The following is a 25,617-nucleotide window of genomic DNA, read 5'->3' on the forward strand; positions in this document are numbered from 1 at the left end:
ACTTACACAAGGGCGACCGGGAAGAAGGTGCCCAGCAGCATGGCTCCCAGGATGGCACCGCCGGTGATGGGCTTGCCCCACACGTAGAACAGCAGCGCACCCAGCAGGGAACCGATACCGATGGGGATCGAGGCGCCCATGGCGGAGAGGATGATGAGGGGGCCGAGGAAGCGGCCAGAGCTGTTGCCAGCTCCCATCATCACGTCAGCACCGTAAGTGGAGTTGCTCTGGTTGATGGTGAACTTGCGCGCCAGAATGATGACGTAGCCGATGGCCAGACCAATCCCCATGCCGGTTGCCAGCGAGGCGCCGAAGTTCTCCACCGGATAGACGATGCCAGCCCCCAGCAGCAGGGCGGGCACACCGAGGCCGACCCCGGTCTGGATAGCGCCGCCGATATCCAGGATCCCCACCAAGGATCCCTCGATGATGCGGGCGAACAGGAAGCTGGCACCGAACGCGGCTACTGCTCCGTAGGCACCCGTGTCCATTCCCGCTTTCAGCATGGCGACGAAGGCTACCTCGTTGAAGGCTCCGACCCCGTACAGATAGAACATGTGGGTACCGGCAAAGACCCCGGCCGAGAGCAGGCCGACGAAGATAGGGAATGACCAGTCGGCATACCAGAAGTTGTTTTTCAGTTTCTCATCCATGGTGTGACCCCTTATTTGCCGCTCAGCAGGTTATGGACACTTTCCAGCCACAGGGGGACACCCATATGGAAGGATTCAATCAGTTTCATATCGAAGCCACGGAAGAAGCCGCTTAGCACGAACAGCAGGACGATGGCTGCCATCATCACCTTGGTGACATGGTTCCAGCCGCTCTCTTCCACGCCCTTGCCGATCAGGATGCCGAGTACCAGACCCGGTACCGCGTTACCCATGATGAGCTGGGCCAGACCGCCGAAGATGGTGGCCCAGAAACCGGACTTCTTGCCCGCCTCGATGGCTGCCAGCCAGAAGATCACCGGCATGACGGTATTGACCAGCAGGTTGGCAGCCGGTACCAGCACCTTGACCGCAGTGACCTGCAGGGCGGCCGGGACGGCGGCGGCCGTGCTGTTGAGGAAGGCGACCACGATGGCGCCTATGATGCCGCCGGCGATGGCCATCTTTTTCGGGTCGTGCAGGGTGGTAGCAAGATCCCGGTTCTTGAACAGCAGTGCCGCCGTGGCCCAGTGCGGGATGATGCGGTGATCCACATCCTGGGTGAAGGCGCCTGCCGCCACGGTGGAGGCCCAGGCGTTGAAGAAGAAGCCCAGACCAAACGAGAAGTGGGAAGCGGGATCCCCTTCACAGGAGTTGAGTTCGCCCAGGGTGCGGAAGGCGCCCATGCCCTGTACGGTCGGGGCGTGGAACATCCGCGCCGCGCCGGCCCCCACCCCGACGCCAACCAGGCCGCCAATGATGAGAGACTTGATAAATATGATTAGAAACATCCAACGTATCCTTCTTGTGGGGTGGTGCCGGTCAGGAGATCACACCTGGGTGAACGTCACCCTGGCGACGTCGAGACTGGTGACCTGAACCGTGATCTCCAGCTGGACGCGGTATTCGCGGCGCTGGCGCGGCAGGAAGAAGAACAGGAACTTCTCCACCCGGACTGACTCCTCGGCTTTGAGCACCTGTACATCGACCGGCTCAATGCGCAGCAGTACCTGCTGGTTGTCCTTGAGCAGTGTGGGTTGCACCTGGCTGAGGGCGGAGGCAAACGCCTGCTGACGGGTTGTTCCCTTGCCGCTGACGGTGACCTTGGTGGTGAAGTTCTCTTTCATCAGGCATGTCCGTGTTTCTTGGCGAAGGCTTCGACCAGTTTCTGGCCCAGCTCTTCCTTGTCCATGAAGCCAAAGCCCAGCACGACGCAGCCTTCGTTGATGGCGGTGACGCCCTCTTCGATGGAGCGCATGCCGTAACGGCATTTGTAGCCGTACTTGGTCTGGGCGGTGATGGCACCGGCGCCGCCGCTGCCGCAGAAGGAGATCCCCAGATCAGCCTGCTCCTTGTTCATCACGTCGCCGAGCTTCATGTCGGCGGCCATGCCGGGGATGATGGTCACGCTGGCTCCGGCTGCTTCCGCGCCTGCACCCACTTTCTGACCCTTGCCGAGACGATCTCCAATCACGAGTTTGATGGCAGTCATTTAGTTATCTCCTGTTACTGAGCTGAGTTCGTTTTCTTTGGCTACTTCAAAATGGACGGACAAAAGGTGCGCCTCTTCGTAGGCTAGTCGTTCCAGCCAGCTGACAACCTGCTCGGCGAGACGCAGGGAGAGGGGAGAGATCTCCTCAAACAGGCTGAGGTCAACTTCCGGCAGCGGTTCACCGCTGTGGGAGCGCCACACCATGGCTTTGACGTGGGAGGCCAGCATCTGCTGCTGCACCTCGTTGGGGCGGATACCCTGATCGCCCAGCAGAATATGGATGCGTGCCAGGATCTGGTCGGTCTGGCGCAGCAGCGCCGGGCTGTCCGGGGTCAGGGTCTGGTCATGAGTCTCTGTTTGCAATGTCTGCTCTCCAAGGCTGGCAGAAGGGATAGCTCTACCCTAAGCCGGCATGGATGGAGAGAGGAGGCAGCTTTTTTCCGATTCAAAGCGGAAATTCCCGTCATTCGGGGTCAAAGAGGGCTCTTTGGTGGCAAAAGAGAGTGGAAAAGGTCTGAACGAGGCTGGATTAGTGTGAGCAGCGGCGCACTTTTCCGTTTTCAGCTGGCAGCTGAGCTTTGGCGAAAAGTGTGAATCGTCTCACGCAGGCGGGGCGTATTCATGAAACAGCGGGCAAGAAAAAGGGCGGTTGCCCGCCCCTGAACGATGAGATGAGGTCGAGGTTAGCTGGCGCCTGCCGCGCTGGCGGCAGCCCGGTTCTGGTAGCGCAGATCCTCTTCGATGGTCACTACCACCTCGAGCGGCTTGCCATCGCGGAAGACCGAGATGGAGAGCTTGGTGCCGGGGCGACTCTCGACGATCTTGTCCATGGCTGCACGTACCCCGGTGATCGCTTCACCGTTGATCTTGAGCAACACGTCACCTCGTTGCAGGCCGCCTTTGGCCGCCGGACCGACCGGATCCAGACTCTCGACGATGAGGCCGCGCAGTTCGCCCAGGTTCATCATGCGGGCGACGATGGGGTTGATCTCGACGCTGGAGATGCCGAGATAGCCGCGAATGACGCGGCCGTTGGCGATCAGCTCGTCCATGATCCGCTTGGCCAGCCGGTAGGGGATGGCGAAGCTGATGCCGTAGCTCTCCTGATTGCCGTTGAGGTGATAGGTGGCTGTGTTGATACCCACCAGATCGCCCCGGCCGTTGACCAGAGCGCCGCCCGAGTTGCCGGCATTGATGGCGGCATCGGTTTGCAGCAGATCCTGCCGGCCATTGCTGTCCGGCCCCATGCTGGAGAGACCGGTGCGACCGGTCGCACTGATGATCCCCTGGGTGATGGTCTGGCCGACGTTGTAGGGGTTACCGATGGCAAGCACCACGTCGCCCACCTCGGGCTGGTTGTTCTGATCCTGCGGGATCACCGGCAGGTTATCCGATTCGATGTAGAGCACCGCCAGATCGGTGAGCTGATCGGTGCCGACCAGTTCGGCACTGAAGACTCGGCCATCCTGCAGGGCGACGATGATCTGATCGGCATCGGCGATGACGTGGTAGTTGGTCAGCACATAGCCGCGCTGGTTCATGATGACGCCTGAGCCCAGCCCCTGTGGCTGCAGCTGTCCGCGATTGCCCTGATTGGAGGCAAAGCTGCGGGTATAGATGTTGACGACTGCCGGGCCGGCACGGTGGGCGGCGTAAGAGAAGCTCAGTTCGCGGGCATTGGTGATCAGGCCGGGCAGTTGAGCCCCGCCACGGAAATTGGGAAACAGCAGCAACAGCAGTGCGGCGACGGTCAAACCGAAACCGATAGACTTGCCCAAGTAACTGACTAAAGAGGGGATTTTCATGTCATTCTCATCCGTGCTGGCTGCGGGCAGAGAATAACACTATCAATGGATAAAAATCACCCGCGGCGAGTGCCGCGGGTGATGGGGATTAACGGATTACCAGATAGAGGGAAGAGTCGCCGCGCTGGATGTTGAGGGCCAGTACGTCCGGCTTGCTCTTGAGCGCTTTGGTCAGTTCACCCAGGGTGTTGATGCGCACCCGGTTGACCCCGATGATGATATCGCCCTTCTGCAGGCCGGAAGCGGCTGCCGCAGAGCGGGGGTCGATATCGGCCACCGCGACACCGGAGACCGGGTCGGTAGTGGTACTCAACTTGGCCCCTTCCAGTGCCGGGTGCAGGGCGCTGGCGCGCACTTCGCTGTCATCGGCCTGCTTCAGGGTGACCTTGGCGCTCTGGGCCTTGCCATCACGGATCAGCCCCAGCTCGACCTGCTTGCCGGCGCCCATGGTGGCGATCTTGGCGCGCAGCTCGCCGAAAGAGCGAACCGGCTTGCCATCGATGCTGACGATGATATCGCCCGCCTTGATGCCCGCCTTGTCGGCCGCAGAGTCCGGCATCACCTGGTTGACGAAGGCGCCATCCTTCTTGTTGTAGCCGAAGGTTTTGGCGATGTCGGAGGTGAGCTCGGTGCCGGTAATACCCAGCTGGCCGCGACGTACTTCACCGTACTTGACGATCTGGTCGGCCAGATCCCGCACCATGTTGGAGGGGATGGCGAAGCCGATGCCGATGTTGCCACCGTTGGGGCCCAGAATGGCGGTGTTGATACCGATCAGCTCGCCACGCAGGTTGAGCAGGGCGCCGCCGGAGTTACCGGAGTTGATGGCCGCATCGGTCTGGATGAAGTTCTCCAGATTTTCGATGTTGAGGCCGCTACGGCCCAGCGCACTGACAATCCCGGAGGTAACGGTCTGGCCCAGACCAAAGGGGTTGCCGATGGCCAGCGCATAGTCACCGACCCGCAGCTCGTCGGAGTCGGCGAACTTGATCTGCACCAGATCTTCCGCCTTGATTTGCAGCAGAGCGATGTCGGACTGTTTGTCCTCACCGATCTTCTTGGCCGCATATTCACGACCATCTTTCAGGTTGACCTTGATCTCGTCCGCCTCGTGAACCACGTGGGCGTTGGTGATCACGTAGCCCTTCTTGGCATCGATGATGACGCCGGATCCGAGCGCCTGGAAGGGCTGCTCGCTCACCTGTTCGTCAGGCATGTTGGGGCCAAAGAAGAAGCGGAACTGCTCGGGCAGGCGCTGGCGGGTCACTTTCTTGCCAGAGACAGAAATGTTGACCACGGCCGGAGTGACCTGCTCCAGAACAGGTGCCAGACTCGGCATCTCCTGGTTGGAGCCTAACAGGGAAGGCAGTGCAGCCTGAGCAGGGGCCGCAGACATGGCGATACCGACACTGAGGGCTAGCACACTGAGCATGGAAAGAGGTTTACGCATATGAAAAACAGCTCCCAGAAAAAGTTGCATTGCAATCGTCAAGGTCAGACCACAGACGTTCCCGATTAGTTCCGCAAGGGACTGACCCGCTTACTTGAGCAGACCGGAAGAGGCGCCGGCATAGTCGCGAGGCGGCACGCCCGGCTCGGCTTCGGTCTTGGTCTCTTCTTCCACCAGGACTTCGCGGAACAGCGGCTCCTGAGCCTTGGCCAGGAACTTGCTTTGCTCTGCCATGTGGCGATAGAGGGTTTGATACTGCTCGGCCAGCTGCTCCATCAGTGCCGCACTGTCGGCAAAGTGGGTATTGATCTGGCCCTGATAGTTTTCGAGCTCTTTATGGGCCTTTTTCAGCTCCTGTTCCAGACGACCGGCGTCACGGCTGCGAACCGAAAAACGGCCGATGATGATACCGACGATCAAGGCTGCGACAGCCAGCAGGATCCCAATTGACAGACTCATAGATGCTCCTTGTTACAGCTAAAACAGTGTGTGTTCATGCGGCTGGATGAGCCGCCATGCCTTGATGGCACTATACCGTGCGTCCTGAGGGCGTGATACCATTTTGTCCTCTATTCAGGGAGTTGGAGAGGCCCTCAAGGATGACACCGCAGCAAAAATACCAGCAGGACCTGCTACGACCCGGCGTACATGCCGACCCCGCTCAGGGGATGGCCATCAGCAGGCTGGAGCGACTCTATCAGGATTTGCTGCATCGCCCGACTCCGACCAGATCCCGCGGGCTGTTTGGCTGGTTGCAAAAGCCCAGGGTGCAGGAGCCCATCCTGGGGATCTATATGTGGGGTGGAGTGGGCAGAGGCAAGACCTGGCTGATGGATACTTTTTTCGACAGCCTGCCGGGGACGCGCAAAATGCGCTGTCACTTCCATCGCTTCATGCAACGGATCCACGATGAACTCAAGGCGTTGAGCGGTCAGGCTGACCCGCTCAAGCTGGTCGCTGCCAAGCTGGCCGGCGAGACGGACATCATCTGCTTCGACGAATTTTTCGTCTCGGACATTACAGATGCCATGTTGTTGGGCACGCTGTTTCAGGAGTTGTTCGGTCACGGAGTCGTATTGGTGGCAACCTCAAACATTCCGCCAAAGGATCTTTACCGCAACGGCTTGCAGCGAGCCCGTTTTCTGCCAGCTATCGAGCTTATCGAGCGCCATTGCGAAATACTTAACGTGGACGGTGGCATCGACTATCGCCTGCGTACACTGGAGCAGGCCGAGATTTATCACTGCCCGCTGGATCTGCAGGCAAAAACGAATCTCGATCGCTATTTTCAGCAATTAACCGGGGGGCACGAGGCCTCCGGGGGGCGTTTCGAGGTCAATCATCGTCAACTGACGTCGCTGGGGATGGGAGAAGGGGTGCTCTATATGGATTTCGAGCAACTTTGCTGTACTCCCCGCTCCCAGAACGACTATATCGAGTTGGCCCGGCTGTTCCACACCGTGTTGCTGGCCAATGTTCAACCAATGGGCAGAGGCACGGATGACGCGGCTCGCCGCTTCATTGCCATGGTCGACGAGTTCTATGAACGGCATGTCAAACTCATCATGTCGGCCGCCGTGCCCATGACGGAACTCTATGGTGAAGGGCTGCTGAATTTCGAATTCCAGCGCTGTCTTTCACGGCTTCAGGAAATGCAATCGCACGAATACCTTGCCAGAGTGCACCTTCCTTAGTCACAATACCGCGCCTGCCAGTCGGATGGGCATCTGCGGCAGGTAGGGCCGGGCGACATTTGCTAGCTTCATGGCAGTGAAATTAGCAGGTGATATTTAAGGCAACTTCACTTATAATCGCCCGGCCCACGTTACAGCTGTCGATAAGACAGCAACACTTTAAGCTTTACTTGTATTCGAAGGGGTACAGGTAGGCCATCGTTTGTTGTTTGTGGGAGAGCCCCCATAAACAATTGGGTCTGTAACAGGTAATTGGGTTTAACTTAATGAAAACTTTCGTTGCCAAGCCAGAAACCGTAAAACGTGACTGGTACATTGTGGACGCAGAAGGTAAAACTCTGGGTCGTATCGCAACCGAGATCGCTGCTCGTCTGCGTGGTAAGCACAAAGCTGAATACACTCCGCACGTTGACACCGGTGATTACATCATCGTTGTAAACGCTGAGAAGGTACGTGTTACCGGTAAGAAAACTACCGACAAAATGTACCACGCTCACTCCGGTTTCCCGGGTGGTATCAAGTCCATCAGCTTCGACAAGCTGATTCAGCGTAAACCGGAAATGGTAATCGAAGCTGCTGTTAAAGGCATGCTGCCGAAAGGTCCTCTGGGCCGTGCCATGTTCCGTAAACTGAAAGTTTACGCAGGCGCCGAGCACGCTCACGCTGCTCAGCAACCTCAAGTACTGGATATCTAATCGGGAACTGGCAACATGGCAGAAAATCAATACTACGGTACCGGCCGTCGCAAAAGCTCCACTGCTCGCGTATTTATCAAAGCGGGTAGCGGTAAGATCGTAATCAACCAGCGCTCCCTGGAGCAGTACTTCGGCCGTCCGACTGCCCGCATGGTAGTTCGTCAGCCGCTGGAACTGGTTGAGATGACCGAGAAACTGGATCTGTACATCACCGTTAACGGTGGTGGCATCTCCGGTCAAGCTGGTGCGATCCGCCACGGTATCACTCGTGCTCTGATGCAGTACGACGAAACCCTGCGTTCCGAACTGCGTAAAGCTGGCTTTGTTACTCGTGATGCCCGTAAGGTTGAGCGTAAGAAAGTCGGTCTGCACAAAGCTCGTAAGCGTCCGCAGTACTCCAAGCGTTAATTCGCTTCTGGTACTCACTCTTTCGAGTGTCAAAAAAGCCTGGCAACTGCCAGGCTTTTTTTATTGGTGATCTTTCCTGCCGCAATGCTAACCATACGTCACAAAAGACAAAAAATTGTATATTTATTGTTTTCTGGGACTACCTCTCTTTCTTGTCAAGTTGTTATCTTTTCTTTAAAATTTCCTCGGTTTTTCTGTGGCAATTGTAACTCCAGCTTCCGCCGCTGTTGTCACGGGAAAAGGGGAACAGGGACACAATAAGAATGTGCGGAGTCCACATGGGAGAGTTTTTGGATGAGCAATGCGCCAGTTGATACCGGTCGCCGCAGATTTCTTACCTGGTCAACGGTTGCCGTTGGCGGGGTAGGAGCTGCGTTTACCGCAGTGCCGTTTATAAAATCATGGAACCCGAGTGCCAAGGCCAAAGCCGCTGGTGCCCCGGTTGAAGTCGATATCAGCAAGTTGGAACCGGGTCAGCTCATCCGTGTCGAGTGGCGAGGCAAGCCGGTCTGGGTGGTGAACCGCACCAAGCAGACGCTGGATGCGCTCTCTGCGCATGACGACAAGCTGCGGGATCCCTCATCCGAAGAGCCGCAACAGCCTGACTATGCCCACAACGGGTATAGATCCATCAAGCCGGAAATCTTCGTGGCGGTTGGCATCTGCACCCACCTCGGGTGTTCGCCTTCCTATTTGCCGGACAGCTTTGGCGAGCAGGTGCAAGGGGTCACATCCGGCTTCTTCTGCCCGTGCCATGGCTCCAAGTTCGATATGGCTGGCCGGGTATTCCAGGGGGTGCCTGCACCACTGAATCTGGTCATTCCGCCATACAAATTCATCAACGACACCACCATCCTGGTCGGTGCCGACGGCAAGGAGGCCTGATCATGTTGAGCAAACTGATGGGCTGGATCGACTACCGGTTCCCGCTCACTGCCATGTACAACGACCACATGGCCAAGTATCCGGCACCGAAAAACCTGAACTTCTGGTACTTTTTCGGCTCCCTCGCCATGCTGGTGCTGGTCAACCAGATCATCACCGGTATCTGGCTGACCATGAACTACAACCCCTCTGCGGAAGGCGCCTTTGCCTCCGTCGAGTACATCATGCGGGATGTGGATTACGGCTGGCTGCTGCGCTACATGCACTCAACCGGCGCATCTGCGTTCTTCATCGTGGTCTATCTGCACATGTTCCGCGGCATGATCTACGGCTCCTACCAGAAGCCGCGCGAGCTGCTCTGGATCTTCGGCATGCTGATCTTCCTCTGCCTGATGGCGGAAGCCTTCATGGGCTATCTGCTGCCGTGGGGTCAGATGTCCTTCTGGGGGGCTCAGGTCATCATCTCGCTGTTCGGTGCCATTCCGGTTATCGGCGACGATCTGACTCTGTGGATCCGCGGTGACTACGTCATCTCCGGCGCCACCCTGAACCGCTTCTTCGCGCTGCACGTCATTGCGTTGCCGCTGGTGCTGGTGATGCTGGTTGCAATGCACATCCTGGCGCTGCATGAAGTGGGCTCCAACAACCCGGACGGCATCGACATCAAGAAGCACAAGGACGAGAACGGCTGGCCGCTGGATGCGGTGGCATTCCACCCTTACTTCACCGTCAAGGACATGATCGGCGTCGCCGGCTTCCTGTTCTTCTTCTGCGCCATCATCTTCTTCAAACCGGACATGTGGGGTTACTTCCTCGAGAAGCCGAACTTTGAAGTGGCCAACGGCCTGAAGACCCCGGCCCACATTGCGCCTGTGTGGTACTTCACTCCCTTCTACGCGATTTTGCGTGCCGTACCCGACAAGCTGCTGGGCGTTATCATGATGGGTCTCTCCATCGTGGTGCTGTTCCTGCTGCCCTGGCTGGATCGCTGCAAGGTGCGTTCGGTGCGCTATCGCAGCAAGCTGCACAAGCTGAACATCGCCCAGTTCGTGGTCTGCTTCATCATCCTGGGTGTTCTGGGGGTGCTGCCGTCGACCCCGACCCTGACCCTGATCGCTCAGGTGTGTACCTTGGGTTACTTCGGTTTCTTTGTCCTGCTGTTCTTCTATAGCAAGAACGAAAGCACCAAGCCGCTGCCAGAAAGGGTGACATTTAAATGAAAAAAATAATATTTGCAGTGCTGACCCTGCTGCCATCTCTGGTGTTTGCCAATACCGGAGCCGTGCATCTGGATAAGGCCAACTACGACCTGAGTGACAAGGCGTCACTGCAGCGTGGTGCGGCCACGTTCATGAACTACTGCTTCGGGTGCCACAGCACCCAGTATCAGCGTTACAACCGGGTGGCCGAGGATCTGGGGATCCCGGCCGATCTGATGGCGTCCAATCTCATCGTCAACGGCGCCAAGATCGGTGACCTGATGGAAAACTCGGTGCACGACAAGGATGCGGCCAAGTGGTTTGGTGCGGCGCCACCCGATCTGACGCTGGTTGCCCGTGTGCGTGGTGCGGACTGGATCTACACCTATCTGCGCTCGTTCTACGTGGATCCGACCCGTCCGTTTGGCGTGAACAACGTGGTGTTCCCGTCCGTGGGCATGCCGCACGTGCTGGAGCCGCTGCAGGGCACTCCGCGCGCCGAGTTCGCCACCCACACGGTCGATGGAGTCGAGACCCAGCAGGTTGTCAGCATCAAATCTGACGGCAATGGTGAAATGAATAACGAAGAGTATGATCAGACGGTGCTGGATCTGGTAAACTTCTTGGTCTACTCGGCTGAACCGGTCAAACAGGAGCGCGAACGCATGGGCTTCTGGGTACTTGGTTTCATCGTGATCTTCTTCATCTTCACTGTGCTGTTGAAGAAGGAATTCTGGCGCGACGTTCACTAAGCGACCAGATCCGGGTAATATAATGCACGGCAATGAAGACCATAGAGGCTTCATTGCCGTTTCTGCTTTTAAATGACGGGAGGGTTCAATGGCTGTAGCTGCCAATAAGCGTTCGGTAATGACGCTGTTTTCCGGTGCCAACGATATGTTCAGCCATCAGGTGCGTATTGTCCTGGCGGAGAAGGGTGTTAGCGTGGATATTTGCCAGGTTGACCCTGCCAACTTGCCGGATGAACTGGCTGAGCTGAACCCCTACAACTCTGTACCGACCCTGGTTGATCGCGAGCTGGCACTCTACACCTCGCGCATCATCATGGAGTATCTGGACGAGCGTTTCCCGCATCCGCCCCTGATGCCTGTCTACCCGGTAGCCCGTGGTAACAGCCGTCTGATGATGCACCGCATCGAGCTGGACTGGTATTCGCTGGCCGACAAGATCATGGCTGGCACCGATGCCGATGCTGCGCGCAACGAGCTGCGGGACAACCTGCTGGCCATCGCCCCGATCTTCGGTGAGATGCCCTACTTCATGAGCGAAGAGTTTGGTCTGGTGGATTGCTACATGGCTCCGCTGTTGTGGCGTCTGCCGAGCCTTGGCATCGACCTGACCGGTCGTGGTGCCAAAGAGCTGAAGGCCTACATGGTTCGCCTGTTCGAGCGTGAGTCCTTCCAGGCTTCCCTGACCGAGGCCGAGCGCGAGATCCGTGCCGGCGTATGAGCATGGAACCGACAATGACCCCGAGCCGCCCGTACTTGTTACGGGCGTTTTATGACTGGTTGCTGGACAATGACCTGACCCCCCATCTGGTGGTCAACGTCAACATTCCCCATGTGATGGTGCCGATGCAGTTCGCTCAGGATGGGCAGATTGTGTTGAACATAGCGCCACGCGCCGTGGTGCAGTATCACATGGATAACGAAGCGATCAGCTTCAGCGCCCGCTTTGGCGGTGTCTCCCAGCAGGTTTACATCCCGATGGCGGCCGTGCTGGCCATTCATGCCCGGGAGAACGGCGTGGGCACCATGTTCCCGCCCGAACCTGGCTATGACATCTGGCTGGAGCAGGCCGAGGCGCCGGTGGAGCCAGAGCCGGAACCGCCGCGTCCAAGCGGTCGTCCGACCTTGAAAGTGATCAAATAAAAAACGCAGCCGGTTGGCTGCGTTTTTTTATATCCGCTTCGCATCATCAGTTTTGAGCGTACTCGAAGGCTTTGATTACGCGCTTCACGCCGTTGACGTGGCGCGCGATCTCGACGGCTTGTTCCCCCTCCTGGCGCGTAACCAGACCGATCAGGAATACCTCGCTATCTTCGGTTACTACCTTCACCTTGGTGCTGTCAAAGTTCTTGGTGCCGAACATATCGGCTTTCACCTTGGAGGTGATCCAGGAGTCATTGCTGCGGGTGGTGAAGCTGGCTGGTTGACCTAGGCGCAACTCGTTATAGACGTGGCGAACCCCTTCGATGCGGCCGACGATTTTGCCTGCCTCCAGTTTGTACACGTCAGAAGGTGTCTGGCCGACCAGCAACACGCGGCCATTGTTGCTGTAGACGCTAATTTTGCTGGCCGCGCTGAGCGGTTTGTTGTCGGCCAGCAGGTTGGCTGCTTTGAGCTCGATGGCCTGATCATCCCACTGAGCGCCCAGGGTACGGCGATCGCCGGAGGCCTTGGCAGTACCGGCTGCGCCGCCAACTACTACAGCCGCACAGCCTTGCAGCAGCAGGGAACCGGCCAGCAGGCCAAGAATGAGGATCTGCTTGTTCATGGTTTCAATCTTCCTGTTGCGGGAAAAGAGTCTGGTCGATGAGATCACACAGGCAGTGCAGGGTCAACAGGTTCACTTCCAGAATGCGAGGCCGACGGGCGGATGGTACGCGGATCTCCACATCGTTCGGGCCCAGCAGGCCGGCCATCTCGCCACCGTCACCACCACTGAGTACCACTATGGTCATGTCGCGGGAGAGCGCAGCTTCCGCCGCCTTGATCAGGCTGCGGCTGTGACCCGAGGTGGTGATCACCACCAGAATGTCACCCGGCTGACCCAGTGCGCGGATCTGCTTGGCGTAGACTTCTTCAAAGCCGTGATCGGTGGCAATGGCGCTGATGGTCGCCATGTCGGGGGTCAGCGCCATGCCGGGCAGGGAGGGGCGCTGGGTTTCGTAGCAGTTGACCAGCTCGGAGATAAACAGCTGCGCCAGTGCGGCAGAAGGACCGTTACCGCATGCCAGCACCTTGTGGCCATTGAGCAGGCAGATGGTGATCATCTGGGCTGCAGTATGGATGGCATCCGGCAGCGCCTCGGCGGCTGCAATCTTGGTCTGGATGCTTTCGGTGTAGTTCTCTTTGATGCGGTCTGTCATAGGGTCCTCTTAAAATGCGTTCCGGATCCAGTCTGGCTGGTCCCCCTCGAACGCGATCACATCGAATCGGCAGGCCTGGCTGGCCTCGTTGATGGCATGTTGCTTCAAATAGTGGCGCGCTGCCAGCATGATCTTGCGCTGTTTTGCCCGGGTGACCGAACTGGCTGCTCCACCATGGCTGGCAGAGGCCCGGTACCTCACCTCAACAAACACCAGGGTCTGGCCCTGGTGCATGATGAGATCGATTTCGCCACCCCGGCAGCGGTAGTTGCGGGTCACCGGCTGCAGACCCTGGGCCTGCAGCCAGCGTTCAGCCACTAGCTCAAAGTGCTGTCCCTTGTTCGACGGGAGCGGGAACAGGTTCTGCAATTGCTGGCGCATCCGTGCTAACAGCTCCTTCATTGGCTGGCTCCTCCAGCTGCTGGACTGCATTCTCGTCGACCAGCTTGCCGTTCTGGTAGGTGGCCCAGCTCAGCATCCGCACGATATTGCCCTGGGCATCGACGCTCAGCTGGCCACTCATGCCGGACTGCTGCATGCCGCCTACTTTGCGCATCTGTTGCAGATTTTCCGCCAGTGCAACGGCGTCGTAGCCCATGGCAAACAGGCGCAGCAGGTCGCCCTGGGTCTGCGGCCAGAGCAGGGCAATTTGCTCGCGCTGCTTCTCGTAACCACCGAGCAGCAGCGGCATATCGGCGATACGCATGCCGTTGAGTTCGGAGGTCACTTCGGTCGCAGCGCTGTCATAGCCGCGCGGGCCGGTGAAGATTGGCAGGCTGCCCATCGGATTGACGGAGACATCCACGTAGGGCTTGATCATCCGGGTTTCCAGCGGGTTGGCCACGATGTAGACCACATCAATGCTGCGCGGTGCGGCGTCGGAAAGCTGGACAACCTGGCCGGCACGGGCAGTAGAACGGCCGCTCAGAGCGTTTTTAACCATGCCTTGAACTTCGTTGCGACCGCCAAAGGTGGCGACTACCGGCTTATCCTGGCTCACGGTTGCCCAGGCCTGTTCAAAGGCCTTGATGCTGCTGTAGCCGATACGCCCCTGGGCGGCGATCAGCAGCGGCTTGCGATAGCCCTGGGTATAGAGGTACTGAGCAGCCTGCGCGGCATCTGCTGCGGCAGAGAGGGAGAAGTAGTAGGTGCTGTCGTTGACGATCGGCTTGTCCAGCTCGTTGAGCGCCAGAACCGGCACAGTCGGGTTGGCCTTGAGCAGCTCCTCGACCCGGTCTTTGAGCAGCGGGCCGATGATCATGTCCGCCCCTTCCTGAATCGCCTGCTTGTAGAGGTCGATGGTCGGTTTGCTCTGGGTGTCGTAGAAGTTCAGGGTAAATTGACCCTGATTCTCCTTGTAGGACATCAGCATACCGTTGCGGATGGCGGCGCCCTGCGGCTCCAGATTACCGGATAGGGGGAGCAGCACCGCAATCTGCTGCACCGAGGTGCTGGCAGCAGTGGCAGTCAGATCGCCAAGGCCCGCCGGCATGTCTTTCTGGGCCGGATGGTTGGGGAAGTCGCGCTTCCAGCCTGCCAGCTGGCGCGCCAGCAGATTGGGCTGGGCACCGAACTCGTTGACCAGTGCCGCCAGACGCAGCCAGCCGGTGGTTACGTCAGGGGCCGGTGCCTCTTCCAGCGCCTGCAGGGTGGAAGGGGTCATGCTCTTGAGCAGCGACCAGATCTGCTGATGGTTGGTAGCCTGCTCGCTCTGGTTGAGGTAGGGCTCCAGCGCAATCAGGGACTTGGCGGCACCAAATTTGTTGTTGATGTCGAGCTGCAGTACCACGCGCTGACGATACCAATCCTTCTGGGTATCGGCATCCAGCGCAACCTCAGGCTTGCCCTCCAGCAGGATCAGCGCCTGATTGGCATGGCCTTGTGCCAGCAGCAGGTGGGCTTGCAGCAGCTGCAACTGCGCCTTCTGGGCTGGCTCCTTGGCCTGCTTTTGCAATTGCTGGAACAGTGCCGAGGCCGGTTTGGCCTGACCGAGCGCCAGATAGCTGCGTGCTGCCAGCATCTGCCAGGTAAAGGCTTCTGCCGGTTTGGCGGGATCGACTTGCTCCAGATACCACTGGGCATTCTTGGTCAAATCCGAGAAGGCTGACGGCATGCCAGACTGCCCCGAAGGTTGATTGGGCTCCGACGCACAGGCGGCCAGCAGGATTGCCGCGAGTAGGATGCCGAAGAGTCGTGATACACTTAGCTGCTTTGTAACCCGGTTCAAGTTCATTCCCCGACCAGTGTTGAAATTCCCCATAGTGTAAACGGGGCAATATGGCGACACAATTGTCGGGGCACTCGGAGATCCCATGAGTGACATCCCAACCCTGTATATAGTTCCCACTCCGATCGGCAATCTGGCTGACATCACCCAGCGTGCGCTGGATATTCTGCGCAGCGTCGACCTGGTCGCCGCCGAAGATACCCGCCACACCGGCATTCTGCTCAGCCACTACCAAATCTCGGTGCCGACCTTCGCGCTGCACGATCACAACGAGCAGCAGAAAGCCGATGTGCTGATCGGCCGGATCAAAGAGGGCAAGAGTGTCGCTCTGGTCTCCGATGCGGGTACCCCGCTCATCAGCGACCCCGGTTATCATCTGGTCACCCGCTGTCGCGAAGCCGGGGTCAAGGTGGTGCCACTGCCAGGCCCCTGTGCCGCCATCACGGCGCTCAGCGCTGCTGGCCTGCCCACCGACCGGTTTGCTTTCGAAGGTTTCCTGCCGGCCAAGAGCAAAGGGCGTGATGATCGCCTGCAAGCCGTTATCGAAGATACACGTTCGCTGGTGTTCTACGAATCCCCGCGCCGGGTGCAGGATACGGTGGAAGCGATCGCTCGCATCCTTGGCGAGCGTCAGGTGGTTGTGTGCCGTGAGCTGACCAAAACGTTCGAATCCATCCACGGCTTGCCCGCTTCCGAGATGTTGACCTGGCTTGGCGAAGATGAAAACCGCTGCCGCGGCGAAATCGTGCTGGTGGTTGCCGGCGCCAACAAAGAGGAAGAGGAACTGCCGGCCGAGGCGATCCGTACTCTGGGTCTGCTGGTTGCCGAGTTGCCGCTCAAAAAAGCAGCCGCACTGACCGCCGAGATCCACGGCGTGAAGAAGAATGCCCTCTACAAGTACGGTCTCGAGCACTATTAATTGCCGTAAACGGGAATTGCCGGTTTACCCCGCCCGCATCACGAGGCTATAATCCGCGCCTCGGAGTTGGCTGGGCAATCGCTGCTTCGTCGTTGTGTCCCTCGGGACAGACGGGCGGAGGGGAGGAAAGTCCGGGCTTCACAGGGCAGGGTGCCAGGTAACGCCTGGGGGGCGCGAGCCTACGACCAGTGCAACAGAGAGCAGACCGCCGATGGCCCGCAAGGGATCAGGTAAGGGTGAAAGGGTGCGGTAAGAGCGCACCGCGCGACTGGCAACAGTTCGTGGCACGGTAAACTCCACCCGAAGCAAGACCAAATAGGCCCCTATTGGCGCGGCCCGCGTTGGGGGCGGGTAGGTTGCTTGAGCCAGCGAGCGATTGCTGGCCTAGAGGAATGATTGCTACCCGGGGCAACCCGGTACAGAACCCGGCTTACAGGCCGACTCCGACCCAATTCTGCGTGACCCGTCACGATAAATCCCGGTGCTTAGCGGCACCGGGATTTTTTACATGTCACAACATGATGTGGCGCGTGGCAGCATTTTTGAATTTGTAATAAAGTTCGGCCTCTTTTTGGTCGCTATGACCCGGTTGGATGAGTTGTATCTATCATGCTGCATCCCCCACCGAAGGGGCTGACGGCAAGGGAAGATGAAATGGTCAGGGTGGATTTTTAATGTCATCAAGCGGTGCAGTGCACACACCTTCCCGCCTGCTCGGAGCCGAGCAAGGCAAAGCCCTTCCTCGTTATGATCTGCTGGGTATCGATCGGGTAAACCGCACTCGTCTCAAGCAGGTTAACGCCCAGTTGAGCACCTTTTCTCTGCAGGTCGCCGGCTGCATGGCCCAACTTTTCAACAGTGCTGATTGCGAGCTGGCCTATGGCGAGTTCACCGCCTCCAGCGTCGCCGATGTTGCCGAGCCACAACTCTGGGTCGAGGCCACCTCCCGGGTTGATCCCCAGCGCGCAGTCTATTTTTCCATCTCTCCTCTGGTGATCTACCGTCTGGCCGTCCTCTTTTTTGGTGGCACGCTCCATCAGAAAGAGGAGGCACTTCCTGCCGGTAAAGGGGTGACTGATACGGAACAGCGCCTACTGCAAAGACTCTGTCACTATCAGGTCGATATCTGGTGCTCCTGCCTCGGGCTGGGAGATCTGGAGTGGCAGATCAATATCATCCCGCAGGATGCCATGCCGACCCGTCAGCTGTGGACTACCCGTGCCACCCTGCAAGCCGGCAATTGCACCCACCAGTGGCAGATGTGGTTGCTTCCGTCCGAAGAATCCGACTCTCAGGAAGGGATTGCCTTGCCCGAGGGAGAGCTGGAACAGGTATTGAGCCATGTTCCGGTCCGGCTGCGGGTGGTCATGGGGCAGCTGTCGATGACGCTGGCCGATCTGGAGTGCCTCAAGGTGGGAGATGTGCTGTCGCTGGATCTGCCGGAGATGGTGCCCGCCCTGATTGGTAACCGCCCCTGCTTCAACGGGCGCATAGCAGAACATAAAGGCAGTCTGGTCTACCAGGTTGCGACTGTGGTAGAGGAGTAAATCGAATCATGAGCGAGCACAATATGAATGACCCGCTGGATCTGGATGGACTGGATCAACTGTTTGGTGACGATATCAGCATGCCCAGTGCCGCCGACTACATGGCGCCGACCAGTAGCAGCAAGCAGCGGGATCTCTCTTTCTTCCGCCAGATCCCGGTCAAGGTGACCCTCGAGGTTGCCAGTACCGAAGTGCCTCTGGGTGACCTGATGCGGGTAGAAGAGGGCGCCGTGATTGAGCTGGACAAACTGGCGGGCGAGCCGCTGGATGTTCGGGTCAATGGCCGCCTGCTTGCCAAGGGGGAAGTGGTCGTCGTCAACGGCAAGTATGGCTTGCGTCTGGTTGATGTAATCGATGCCAAACTGCTGGGTGGCATGGACGACTGATGCGTTACCTGCTGCTGACCCTGCTGCTCTTCTCCCTGCCTGGCTGGGGGGCTGACATGACCCTGTTCTCGGTCGCTCCGGGGGCTGCAGGTGGCGAGGATTACAACATCAAGTTGCAGATCCTCTTCTTCATGACTGTGCTGGGGTTGTTGCCAACCCTGTTGCTGATGATGACCAGTTTTACCCGGATCATCATAGTGCTGGCCATCTTGCGGCAGGCGCTCGGTTTGCAGCAGAGTCCTCCCAACCGGGTGCTGATCGGGATCAGCCTCATCCTGACTCTGGTTATCATGCGTCCGGTCTGGACCGACATATACCAGAATGCTTTTGTCCCGTTTGACAGGGATGAGATCACCTTGTCGGAAGGGGTTGCTCGCGCAGAGAAACCGCTGCGTACCTTTATGCTGGCGCAGACCCGCGAGCCGGATCTGGAACAGATGCTGCGCATCTCCGGTGAACCAACAACGGTGGCCAAGAAGGATGTGCCTTTCGGGGTGCTGTTGCCTGCGTTTGTATTGAGTGAGTTGAATACCGCATTTCAGATCGGCTTTATGCTGTTTATTCCGTTTCTGGTGATCGATCTGGTGGTGGCCAGCGTGCTGATGGCGATGGGGATGATGATGCTCTCGCCGCTGATCATCTCCTTGCCATTCAAGCTGATGGTTTTTGTACTGGTCGATGGCTGGTCGATGACGGTCGGAACCCTTGCCGCCAGTTTTGGTGGAGGAGGCTGACATGACGCCGGAGCAGAGCGTGGCGCTGGTTGGCGGCGCCGTCAATCTCGTCGTGGTGATGGTCTCCGTGCTGATTGTGCCGGGGCTGATTGTGGGTTTGGTCGTCAGTGTGTTTCAGGCGGCGACCCAGATCCAGGAGCAGACCCTCAGCTTTTTACCCCGTTTTCTGGTGACCCTGATGACACTCATCTTCACCGGAAACTGGCTGCTATCGCAGATCACAACCCTGTTCCACGACTTGTTTTTGAAGATACCCGGACTCATCGGATGAACTCCCTCTTGTCCCTCAGTGCTGCCGATCTGACGGCCTGGCTGGGGCAGTGGTGGTGGCCATTTCTGCGGATTGGTTCCGCCTTCTGGGTCATGCCGGTATTCGGTGACGGTCGGGTGCCGCCACAAGTTCGTCTGCTGCTGGCGCTGATCGTCAGCCTGCTGATTGCCCCCATGCTCAAGGGAATGCCTGTCGTTGACCCCTTCAGCACCGGTGCTCTGGTATTGGCTGTTGAGCAGCTGCTGTTCGGGCTGCTGTTCGGGCTCTGCGTCCAGATGCTGTTCATGATCATGACCATGGCTGGCCAGATCCTCTCCATGCAGATGGGGTTGGCGATGGCGGTGATGAATGACCCCAGCAATGGTGACACCGCGCCCATCGTCAGCCAGTTGATGCTGGTCTTCTGCTCACTGCTGTTTCTTGGTCTGAATGGCCATCTGGTGACGCTGGATGTGCTGGTGCAGAGCCTGCGCAGCTGGCCACCCGGCTCTTCCCTCGACCTGCTCGACATGAAAGGGGTGGTCGGTCTGTTCGGCTGGTGTATCGGCGCGGCACTGATCCTCACCCTGCCTGCCGTGGTTGCCATGTTGATGGTCAACCTGACCTTTGGCGTCATGAATCGGACGGCCCCTTCGCTGAACATCTTCTCGCTTGGTTTCCCCATGACGCTGCTGCTCGGGCTGCTCACCATGGCTATCTCAATCAGCGGAGTCCCTTCCCGTTACCTTGAGCTGGTGACTCACGTGCTGGAACAACTGAGAGCCCTGACCCCATCATGAGCCAGAACAGCGCCCAGGATAAAACCGAAGAGGCCTCTTCCCAAAAACTGCGCAAGGCACGGGAAGAGGGTCAGATCGCGCGCTCCAAGGAGCTCAGTTCGGCGGGCCTATTGCTGCTCGGCGGCTTTGCCATGCAGTGGATGGTGCCCAGCTTTGGTCGCTTCTTCGCCGAGTTGATGAAACGGCCACAACGGTTCGACTGGCAAGGAGCCAGGGATCCGCAAATGATGGTGCACTGGACGGCGGAAGCCTTGCTCAACATGTTGTGGGTGCTGCTGCCGCTGTTTGCTTTTCTGGCTCTGATGCTGGTCCTGCTCAGCTCGTTGCCGGGGGGCATGGTACTGACCTGGAAGAAGATCTTCCCCAGTGCCGAGAAGCTGAACCCACTCAAGGGGCTCAAGCGGATGTTCTCGAGCCACAGCCTGATGGAGCTGCTGAAGTCGGTACTGAAAATTCTGCTGATTGGCTCTACGCTGGCGCTGCTGCTCCAGCATCAGTGGCCCACGTTGCTGATGATGAATCGGATGCCACCCCAGGCCGCCATGGAGCAGGCGCTGCGGATCCTATCTCAGGCATTCATCTTGCTTGGTGGCGTGCAGATGCTGATCGCCGTGCTGGATGTGCCCTATCAGCGCTGGTCGCTGAACAAGCAGTTGCGGATGACCAAGCAGGAGGTCAAGGATGAGCACAAGAACAGCGAAGGTCGCCCGGAAATCAAGGCTCGGATCCGTCAGGTGCAGGCCATGCTGGCTCGCGCCCGTATCGAGCAGCGCGTACCACAGGCTGATGTGATCATCGTCAACCCGACTCACTACGCGGTGGCCATCAAATATGATCCCCTGCGTGCCAATGCCCCGTTCGTGATTGCCAAGGGGGTGGATGGCATGGCTGAGCGGATCCGTCAGGTGGCCAAACAGCACGACAAGATGGTGATGAGTCTGCCGGAGCTGACTCGTGCCATCTACTACTCCACCCGGATAGATCAGGAAGTGCCGGCGGGTCTCTATACCGCGGTGGCTTATGTCTTGAATCATGTATTGCAGTTGAGGGCGTATCAGGCCGGCAAGGGGCGAAAGCCAAACCCGCTTGCTCCTTTGCATGTGCCGCCCGAATTACGTCAACCTGAGAGGTAAGTTGTGAACTGGCGTGTATTGACCCAATCCTATACCGCGATCCCGATGATGCTGCTGGCCATTCTGGCCATGATGATATTGCCGCTGCCGGGCTGGCTGCTGGATGCCCTCTTTACCTTCAACATTGTGTTGGCGGTACTGGTGCTGCTGGTCTCCGTATCGGCGCGTCGCCCTCTCGACTTCTCCGTCTTCCCCACGGTGTTGCTGGTGGCAACCCTGATGCGGCTGTCGCTCAACGTGGCCTCGACCCGCGTGGTGCTGCTGCATGGCCATGAGGGCCATGAAGCGGCGGGCAAGGTGATTCAGGCGTTTGGCGAGGTGGTGATCGGCGGCAACTATGTCGTGGGTCTGGTGGTCTTCGTGATCCTGATGATCATCAACTTTGTGGTGATCACCAAGGGTGGGGAGCGGATCTCCGAGGTGTCTGCCCGCTTTACCCTGGATGCGATGCCGGGCAAGCAGATGGCCATCGATGCCGACCTCAATGCCGGTACCATGGATCAGCATCAGGCGCGGGCACGACGGGACGAAATCGCTCGTGAAGCCGACTTCTACGGGGCGATGGATGGTGCCTCCAAGTTTGTGCGCGGTGATGCGATTGCCGGCATGCTGGTGCTTATCATCAACCTGGTGGGCGGCCTTGCTATCGGTATTTTCCAGCATGCCCTGCCGGTTGCCGAAGCCTTCCAGCGCTATGCCCTGCTGACCATCGGTGATGGTCTGGTGGCCCAGATCCCCTCGCTGCTGATGTCTACTGCTGCCGCCATCATTGTGACCCGGGTCAGCGATGAAGGTGAGATGGCGGATCAGGTGGGTGACCAGATCCTGGCTTCTCCTCGCGTCATCTACACTGCCGCTGCCATCATGCTGGTGCTGGGGCTGGTGCCGGGCATGCCGATGCTGGCCTTCCTCAGCTTTGCCGCCGTGCTGGCCTGGACTGGCTGGAGCGTGAGCAAGCGGGTGGTCAATACCCCGGATCTGGATGCCGCGCAGGAGCTGGCTCGCCAGATTGCCCAGCCGGAACCACAAGGGCTGGAGTGGCAGGATCTGCCGCCGGTCGATACCGTTGCTATCGAACTGGGCTATCGGTTGGTGCCGCTGGCGGAAGCTGACAAAGGCGCCGAGCTGCTGGCACGGGTGCGCGGTATTCGCAAAACCCTATCGGAGCAGTACGGTTTTCTGCTGCCCGAGATCCGGGTTCGCGACAATTTGCAGCTGCAACCCGATCAGTACCGGATCAAGCTCTCCGGTGTGGCACTGGCGTCCGGCAATGTTGATTGCCAGCGTCTGATGGCCATCAGCAGCGGCGAGACCTATGGTTCGCTGGATGGGGAGCTGACCCAGGATCCTGCATATGGCATGAGCGCAGTCTGGATTTCACCGGAAAACAAGGCCAAAGCCCTCAATCTGGGTTATTCGGTGGTGGATTCGGCAACGGTGATCGCGACCCATGCCAGCAAGCTGCTGCGTGAGCAACTCGATGCCCTCTTCGGTCATGACGAGGTGGGCAAGCTGGGGCAACATCTTGCGGCCCAGTCGCCCCGTCTGGCGGAGGAGCTCAATCTGGCCCTGACCCAAATGCAGCAGTTGCGAGTTTTTCGGCAATTGCTAAAGGAACAGGTCAGCCTGACCGATATACGCACGGTGGCGACGACCCTGCTTGATGCCAGCGAGCTGACCAAGGATCCCGTGCTGCTTGCTTCCGATGTTCGTTGCGCCTTGAAGCGCCAGATTGTGAGACAGGCGATTGGCAGCCGTGATGTGCTTGCCACCTTCACGCTCGATGACCGCCTTGAGCAGACCTTGCTGGCGGCCATGAACCAGTCGCAGCAGCAGGGGAAAATCCAGCTGGACAGTTTTCCGGTTGATCCGCAACTGCTGGCACAGTTGCAGCAAAATATGCCGCTGGTTAAAGAGCAGCTGCAGCAGCAAGGATATGCCCCGGTACTGGTCGTGATGCCGCAACTTAGACCCTTGATCGCGCGTTATGCCCGATCTTTTGCAAAAGGGCTCAAAGTGCTCTCATATAATGAAATACCGGAAGAGTTGAGAGTGGAGGTTATTGGCACGCTAGGCTGAAACAGGGCTGCCATGTTAATAGGCAAATGGGAAGAATATATTCCGCCTATCTACTTGAATTGTAATTGTAAGCCGTTATGATGTGACTGTTTTTGACGCATTCGGTCGTCAAAGATAAATAACAAATATAACAATTCACATGTGTCACTCAGCAGTCACCACTAATTTGGTGCTGTCTTGTCCAAATACGGGCAGTCGCATGAAAAAGGCAAACTGAACTGAAAAGTCAGGACGCAAAGCCTCCGGTCTAAAAGCAGGAATGCTCATGATAGCGGGGTTGCCAAGGCCATTGTTACCGCCTTGATATAACACTGGTTTGATCTAGGTGCTCGTTAGAAGCGCCAGCGTACCTGTGCGTCTTTTATTTCGGCATTTCAGTTCTGTTGATTGTTTTATCCACAATCACGGGTTCGGGTTCATATGCTTTCGGATGTATCTATCAAAAAAAGCTCAAGACCGGCCAGTCTTGGGAAAGATCCCCATTTATTGTTAATCAGCTCATCTATGGCCGATGGGAACGATATTGAAGGAATATTGGCAGCACAGGGATATGCTGTTTCCCGCTGTGACTCTATTCGCAAGTCGAAATTAATTCTCGGCAGTCGTTCCGTTGATTTAATCCTGCTCGACATGGATCTCATGACCGAAGTAGGTCCTCAATTGGTGCATGATTTTAGCGGCATTGATTGCGTGATCCTGGTTAATGAGCGTCAGGCCTATCTTGCGGCAGAAGCGATGCGAGCCGGTGCCATTGACTACATCATCAAGCCCTTCGGGGGGCAGCAGATGCTGGATGTGGTGAAGGGGGCACTGCGTCTGCGGCAGGCCATTCCAGACCTGATCGCCGTCTCGACCATGAGCCTGCAAGTGTTGCAGCTTGCTCGCCGGGCAGCCAAAACGGCAGCCACCATTCTTATCGGAGGTGAGTCGGGAACGGGCAAGGAGCGTCTGGCGCGTTACATCCACGAGATGTCCAGCCGTGCTCACAAGCCGTTTGTCGCCATCAACTGCGCCGCCATTCCCGAGTCCATGCTCGAATCCATTCTGTTTGGCCACAACAAGGGGGCCTTCACCGGCGCAACGGGTTCGCAGCCCGGCAAGTTCGAGCAGGCGCAGGGCGGAACCCTGATGCTCGACGAAATCTCCGAGTTGCCCCTGTCACTGCAGGCAAAGTTGTTGCGGGTTTTGCAGGAGCGTGAGGTGGAGCGCCTCGGTAGCCATCAGACCATCGCGCTGGATGTGCGGATCATCGCCGCCAGCAACAAGGATCTGCGCACCCTGGTGGCTGCCGGCCAGTTCAGGGAAGACCTCTTCTATCGCCTCGATGTGTTGCCGATGAACTGGCCAGCACTGCGCGAGCGTCCCGACGACATATTGCCGCTGGCTGAATATTTCATCGAACGCTATGCGCCCCAGCAGGGGTATCGCCTGAGCGAGAGTGCCCGCAAGCAACTGCTGGCTTATCAGTGGCCGGGCAACGTCAGGGAGCTCGATAACGTCATTCAACGTTCATTAATCATGGCTCGCGGATTGCATATTCAAGCGGTCGATTTGATGCTGCCCAGCTATGTCGCGGAACCCGAACATGGATTGGCGGAAGTCCTTTCCGCCCCGGAAGGGTTGAGCGAGACGCGTCGGCACGCAGAATTTCAATTTGTACTAGAGACCTTGCGCCGCTTCCGTGGCCATCGTACCCGCACGGCAGAAGCGCTCGGGATGACCACCCGGGCTCTGAGATACAAGCTGGCGGCGATGCGTGAGCAGGGCATTGATATCGAGCAGCAGCTTCAAAACTAAGGGATAACGGCGTGAAGATTGAAATGATGTCATCACAGGCAACGCTTCTGCAGCAGATGCAGGAGATGCAACGAGTTGCCACTCAGGCTCCTTCCATCGAATCCAATGATCTCTCGAATGTGTCATTCAGCGACGCCATGCGCGACGTTGTCGGCAGAGTCAACGAGCAGCAGAACATGGCTTCAGCCATGATGACGGCTGTTGATGCCGGCCAGAGCGATGATCTGGTCGGGGCCATGGTGGCCAGTCAGAAAGCGGGTCTCAGCTTTTCAGCCCTGATGCAGGTGCGCAACAAGCTGATGACCGGTTTTGACGACATTATGCGCATGCCGCTCTGAGGTAAGTGATGACTGAA

At 58.1% G+C, this 25,617-nt stretch carries 30 protein-coding genes, 1 other RNA gene and 1 riboswitch; of the genes, 19 read left to right on the top strand and 12 right to left on the bottom strand.

What is annotated here, in order from left to right; all coding sequences use genetic code 11:
- Positions 1-2 precede the first annotated feature (2 nt).
- The 8 genes from BS300_RS13320 to BS300_RS13360 all read right to left on the bottom strand — a co-directional run bounded on the left by BS300_RS13320 (position 3) and on the right by BS300_RS13360 (position 5,856).
- Entirely contained in the window at positions 3-653 is a 651-nt protein-coding gene (locus BS300_RS13320; protein ID WP_005355144.1) for a DUF4310 family protein, read from the bottom strand.
- An 11-nt stretch (positions 654-664) separates the two neighbouring features.
- Entirely contained in the window at positions 665-1,441 is a 777-nt protein-coding gene (locus BS300_RS13325) for a DUF4311 domain-containing protein (protein WP_005355143.1), read from the bottom strand.
- A gap of 39 nt (positions 1,442-1,480) precedes the next feature.
- Entirely contained in the window at positions 1,481-1,777 is a 297-nt protein-coding gene (locus BS300_RS13330) for a DUF4312 family protein (protein ID WP_033115448.1), read from the bottom strand.
- The gene (locus BS300_RS13335) at positions 1,777-2,142 is read right to left on the bottom strand and encodes an SFCGS family glycine-rich protein (RefSeq protein WP_033115447.1); all 366 of its coding nucleotides are present in this window, start codon (positions 2,140-2,142) and stop codon (positions 1,777-1,779) included. The genes BS300_RS13330 and BS300_RS13335 overlap by 1 nt, the downstream gene beginning before the upstream one ends.
- On the bottom strand, positions 2,143-2,505 hold the full coding sequence (locus BS300_RS13340; RefSeq protein ID WP_042030112.1) for a transcriptional regulator: 363 nt from the start codon (positions 2,503-2,505) through the stop codon (positions 2,143-2,145).
- Positions 2,506-2,825: 320 nt separating this feature from the next.
- Positions 2,826-3,947: an outer membrane-stress sensor serine endopeptidase DegS gene (gene degS, locus BS300_RS13350; protein WP_041210132.1), complete on the bottom strand. Its 1,122-nt coding sequence runs from the start codon at positions 3,945-3,947 to the stop codon at positions 2,826-2,828.
- A gap of 88 nt (positions 3,948-4,035) precedes the next feature.
- On the bottom strand, positions 4,036-5,397 hold the full coding sequence (locus BS300_RS13355) for a Do family serine endopeptidase (RefSeq protein ID WP_041210133.1): 1,362 nt from the start codon (positions 5,395-5,397) through the stop codon (positions 4,036-4,038).
- A 90-nt stretch (positions 5,398-5,487) separates the two neighbouring features.
- Entirely contained in the window at positions 5,488-5,856 is a 369-nt protein-coding gene (locus BS300_RS13360) for a YhcB family protein (RefSeq protein WP_071913339.1), read from the bottom strand.
- A gap of 140 nt (positions 5,857-5,996) precedes the next feature.
- Between BS300_RS13360 and zapE the strand changes: the two genes are divergently transcribed.
- The 8 genes from zapE (at position 5,997) to BS300_RS13400 (ending at position 12,170) form a co-directional block, all read left to right on the top strand.
- On the top strand, positions 5,997-7,091 hold the full coding sequence (gene zapE, locus BS300_RS13365) for a cell division protein ZapE (RefSeq protein WP_071913341.1): 1,095 nt from the start codon (positions 5,997-5,999) through the stop codon (positions 7,089-7,091).
- Between the two features lie 266 nt (positions 7,092-7,357).
- A complete protein-coding gene (rplM, locus tag BS300_RS13370) occupies positions 7,358-7,786 on the top strand; it encodes a 50S ribosomal protein L13 (RefSeq protein WP_005341737.1) in 429 nt (142 codons plus the stop codon).
- Between the two features lie 15 nt (positions 7,787-7,801).
- Positions 7,802-8,194 (top strand): 30S ribosomal protein S9, encoded by a 393-nt coding sequence (rpsI, locus tag BS300_RS13375; RefSeq protein WP_005336286.1) that lies wholly within the window; start codon positions 7,802-7,804, stop codon positions 8,192-8,194.
- Positions 8,195-8,488: 294 nt separating this feature from the next.
- Positions 8,489-9,079, top strand: a complete 591-nt coding sequence (gene petA, locus BS300_RS13380; RefSeq protein WP_041210136.1) for a ubiquinol-cytochrome c reductase iron-sulfur subunit — start codon at positions 8,489-8,491, stop codon at positions 9,077-9,079.
- A gap of 2 nt (positions 9,080-9,081) precedes the next feature.
- Positions 9,082-10,299: a cytochrome bc complex cytochrome b subunit gene (locus BS300_RS13385; RefSeq protein ID WP_041210137.1), complete on the top strand. Its 1,218-nt coding sequence runs from the start codon at positions 9,082-9,084 to the stop codon at positions 10,297-10,299.
- Positions 10,296-11,030, top strand: coding sequence for a cytochrome c1 (locus BS300_RS13390; RefSeq protein WP_033115439.1), 735 nt, complete (start codon positions 10,296-10,298; stop codon positions 11,028-11,030). The genes BS300_RS13385 and BS300_RS13390 overlap by 4 nt, the downstream gene beginning before the upstream one ends.
- A gap of 88 nt (positions 11,031-11,118) precedes the next feature.
- Entirely contained in the window at positions 11,119-11,748 is a 630-nt protein-coding gene (gene sspA, locus BS300_RS13395; protein ID WP_033115438.1) for a stringent starvation protein SspA, read from the top strand.
- Positions 11,745-12,170, top strand: a complete 426-nt coding sequence (locus BS300_RS13400) for a ClpXP protease specificity-enhancing factor (RefSeq protein WP_033115437.1) — start codon at positions 11,745-11,747, stop codon at positions 12,168-12,170. The genes sspA and BS300_RS13400 overlap by 4 nt, the downstream gene beginning before the upstream one ends.
- A 46-nt stretch (positions 12,171-12,216) precedes the next feature.
- On the opposite strand, the gene dolP is transcribed toward BS300_RS13400, so the two are convergent.
- Genes dolP through BS300_RS13420 form a run of 4 tightly spaced genes read right to left on the bottom strand, consistent with a single transcriptional unit; the run spans position 12,217 to position 15,503 of the window.
- Positions 12,217-12,795, bottom strand: coding sequence for a division/outer membrane stress-associated lipid-binding lipoprotein (gene dolP / locus BS300_RS13405; protein WP_033115436.1), 579 nt, complete (start codon positions 12,793-12,795; stop codon positions 12,217-12,219).
- Between the two features lie 4 nt (positions 12,796-12,799).
- Positions 12,800-13,390, bottom strand: a complete 591-nt coding sequence (locus BS300_RS13410; protein ID WP_005336275.1) for an SIS domain-containing protein — start codon at positions 13,388-13,390, stop codon at positions 12,800-12,802.
- 9 nt (positions 13,391-13,399) lie between these two features.
- A complete protein-coding gene (locus BS300_RS13415) occupies positions 13,400-13,771 on the bottom strand; it encodes a YraN family protein (RefSeq protein ID WP_071913343.1) in 372 nt (123 codons plus the stop codon).
- The gene (locus BS300_RS13420; RefSeq protein WP_071913345.1) at positions 13,713-15,503 is read right to left on the bottom strand and encodes a penicillin-binding protein activator; all 1,791 of its coding nucleotides are present in this window, start codon (positions 15,501-15,503) and stop codon (positions 13,713-13,715) included. The genes BS300_RS13415 and BS300_RS13420 overlap by 59 nt, the downstream gene beginning before the upstream one ends.
- A gap of 199 nt (positions 15,504-15,702) precedes the next feature.
- Here BS300_RS13420 and rsmI point away from each other — a divergent pair, with 199 nt between their 5' ends.
- The 11 genes from rsmI to lfiE all read left to right on the top strand — a co-directional run bounded on the left by rsmI (position 15,703) and on the right by lfiE (position 25,600).
- Positions 15,703-16,536, top strand: coding sequence for a 16S rRNA (cytidine(1402)-2'-O)-methyltransferase (gene rsmI / locus BS300_RS13425; RefSeq protein ID WP_071913347.1), 834 nt, complete (start codon positions 15,703-15,705; stop codon positions 16,534-16,536).
- 62 nt (positions 16,537-16,598) lie between these two features.
- Positions 16,599-16,985, top strand: an RNA gene (gene rnpB / locus BS300_RS13430) — RNase P RNA component class A.
- A gap of 225 nt (positions 16,986-17,210) precedes the next feature.
- Positions 17,211-18,083 (top strand): lateral flagellar motor switch protein LfiM, encoded by an 873-nt coding sequence (lfiM, locus tag BS300_RS13435; protein ID WP_192849747.1) that lies wholly within the window; start codon positions 17,211-17,213, stop codon positions 18,081-18,083.
- 8 nt (positions 18,084-18,091) lie between these two features.
- Entirely contained in the window at positions 18,092-18,469 is a 378-nt protein-coding gene (gene lfiN, locus BS300_RS13440) for a lateral flagellar motor switch protein LfiN (RefSeq protein ID WP_033115432.1), read from the top strand.
- Positions 18,469-19,203, top strand: a complete 735-nt coding sequence (gene fliP, locus BS300_RS13445; protein WP_033115431.1) for a flagellar type III secretion system pore protein FliP — start codon at positions 18,469-18,471, stop codon at positions 19,201-19,203. Before lfiN ends, fliP begins: the two co-directional genes overlap by 1 nt.
- Before the next feature lies 1 nt (position 19,204).
- Complete coding sequence (gene lfiQ / locus BS300_RS13450) at positions 19,205-19,474, top strand: lateral flagellar biosynthetic protein LfiQ (RefSeq protein WP_041210142.1); 270 nt, start codon at positions 19,205-19,207, stop codon at positions 19,472-19,474.
- Positions 19,471-20,253, top strand: coding sequence for a lateral flagellar biosynthetic protein LfiR (gene lfiR / locus BS300_RS13455; protein WP_071913349.1), 783 nt, complete (start codon positions 19,471-19,473; stop codon positions 20,251-20,253). The genes lfiQ and lfiR overlap by 4 nt, the downstream gene beginning before the upstream one ends.
- Entirely contained in the window at positions 20,250-21,386 is a 1,137-nt protein-coding gene (gene flhB / locus BS300_RS13460; RefSeq protein ID WP_071913351.1) for a flagellar biosynthesis protein FlhB, read from the top strand. The genes lfiR and flhB overlap by 4 nt, the downstream gene beginning before the upstream one ends.
- Before the next feature lie 3 nt (positions 21,387-21,389).
- A complete protein-coding gene (lfhA, locus tag BS300_RS13465) occupies positions 21,390-23,465 on the top strand; it encodes a lateral flagellar biosynthesis protein LfhA (protein WP_071913353.1) in 2,076 nt (691 codons plus the stop codon).
- A gap of 197 nt (positions 23,466-23,662) precedes the next feature.
- Positions 23,663-23,750, top strand: a riboswitch (cyclic di-GMP riboswitch).
- Positions 23,751-23,999: 249 nt separating this feature from the next.
- Positions 24,000-25,262, top strand: coding sequence for a lateral flagellar response regulator transcription factor LafK (gene lafK / locus BS300_RS13470; RefSeq protein WP_269747690.1), 1,263 nt, complete (start codon positions 24,000-24,002; stop codon positions 25,260-25,262).
- An 11-nt stretch (positions 25,263-25,273) separates the two neighbouring features.
- Complete coding sequence (gene lfiE, locus BS300_RS13475; RefSeq protein ID WP_082035417.1) at positions 25,274-25,600, top strand: lateral flagellar hook-basal body complex protein LfiE; 327 nt, start codon at positions 25,274-25,276, stop codon at positions 25,598-25,600.
- Positions 25,601-25,617: the final 17 nt, after the last annotated feature.

It is taken from the genome of Aeromonas sp. SCS5 (assembly GCF_001887375.1).
Lineage (GTDB): Bacteria > Pseudomonadota > Gammaproteobacteria > Enterobacterales > Aeromonadaceae > Aeromonas > Aeromonas jandaei.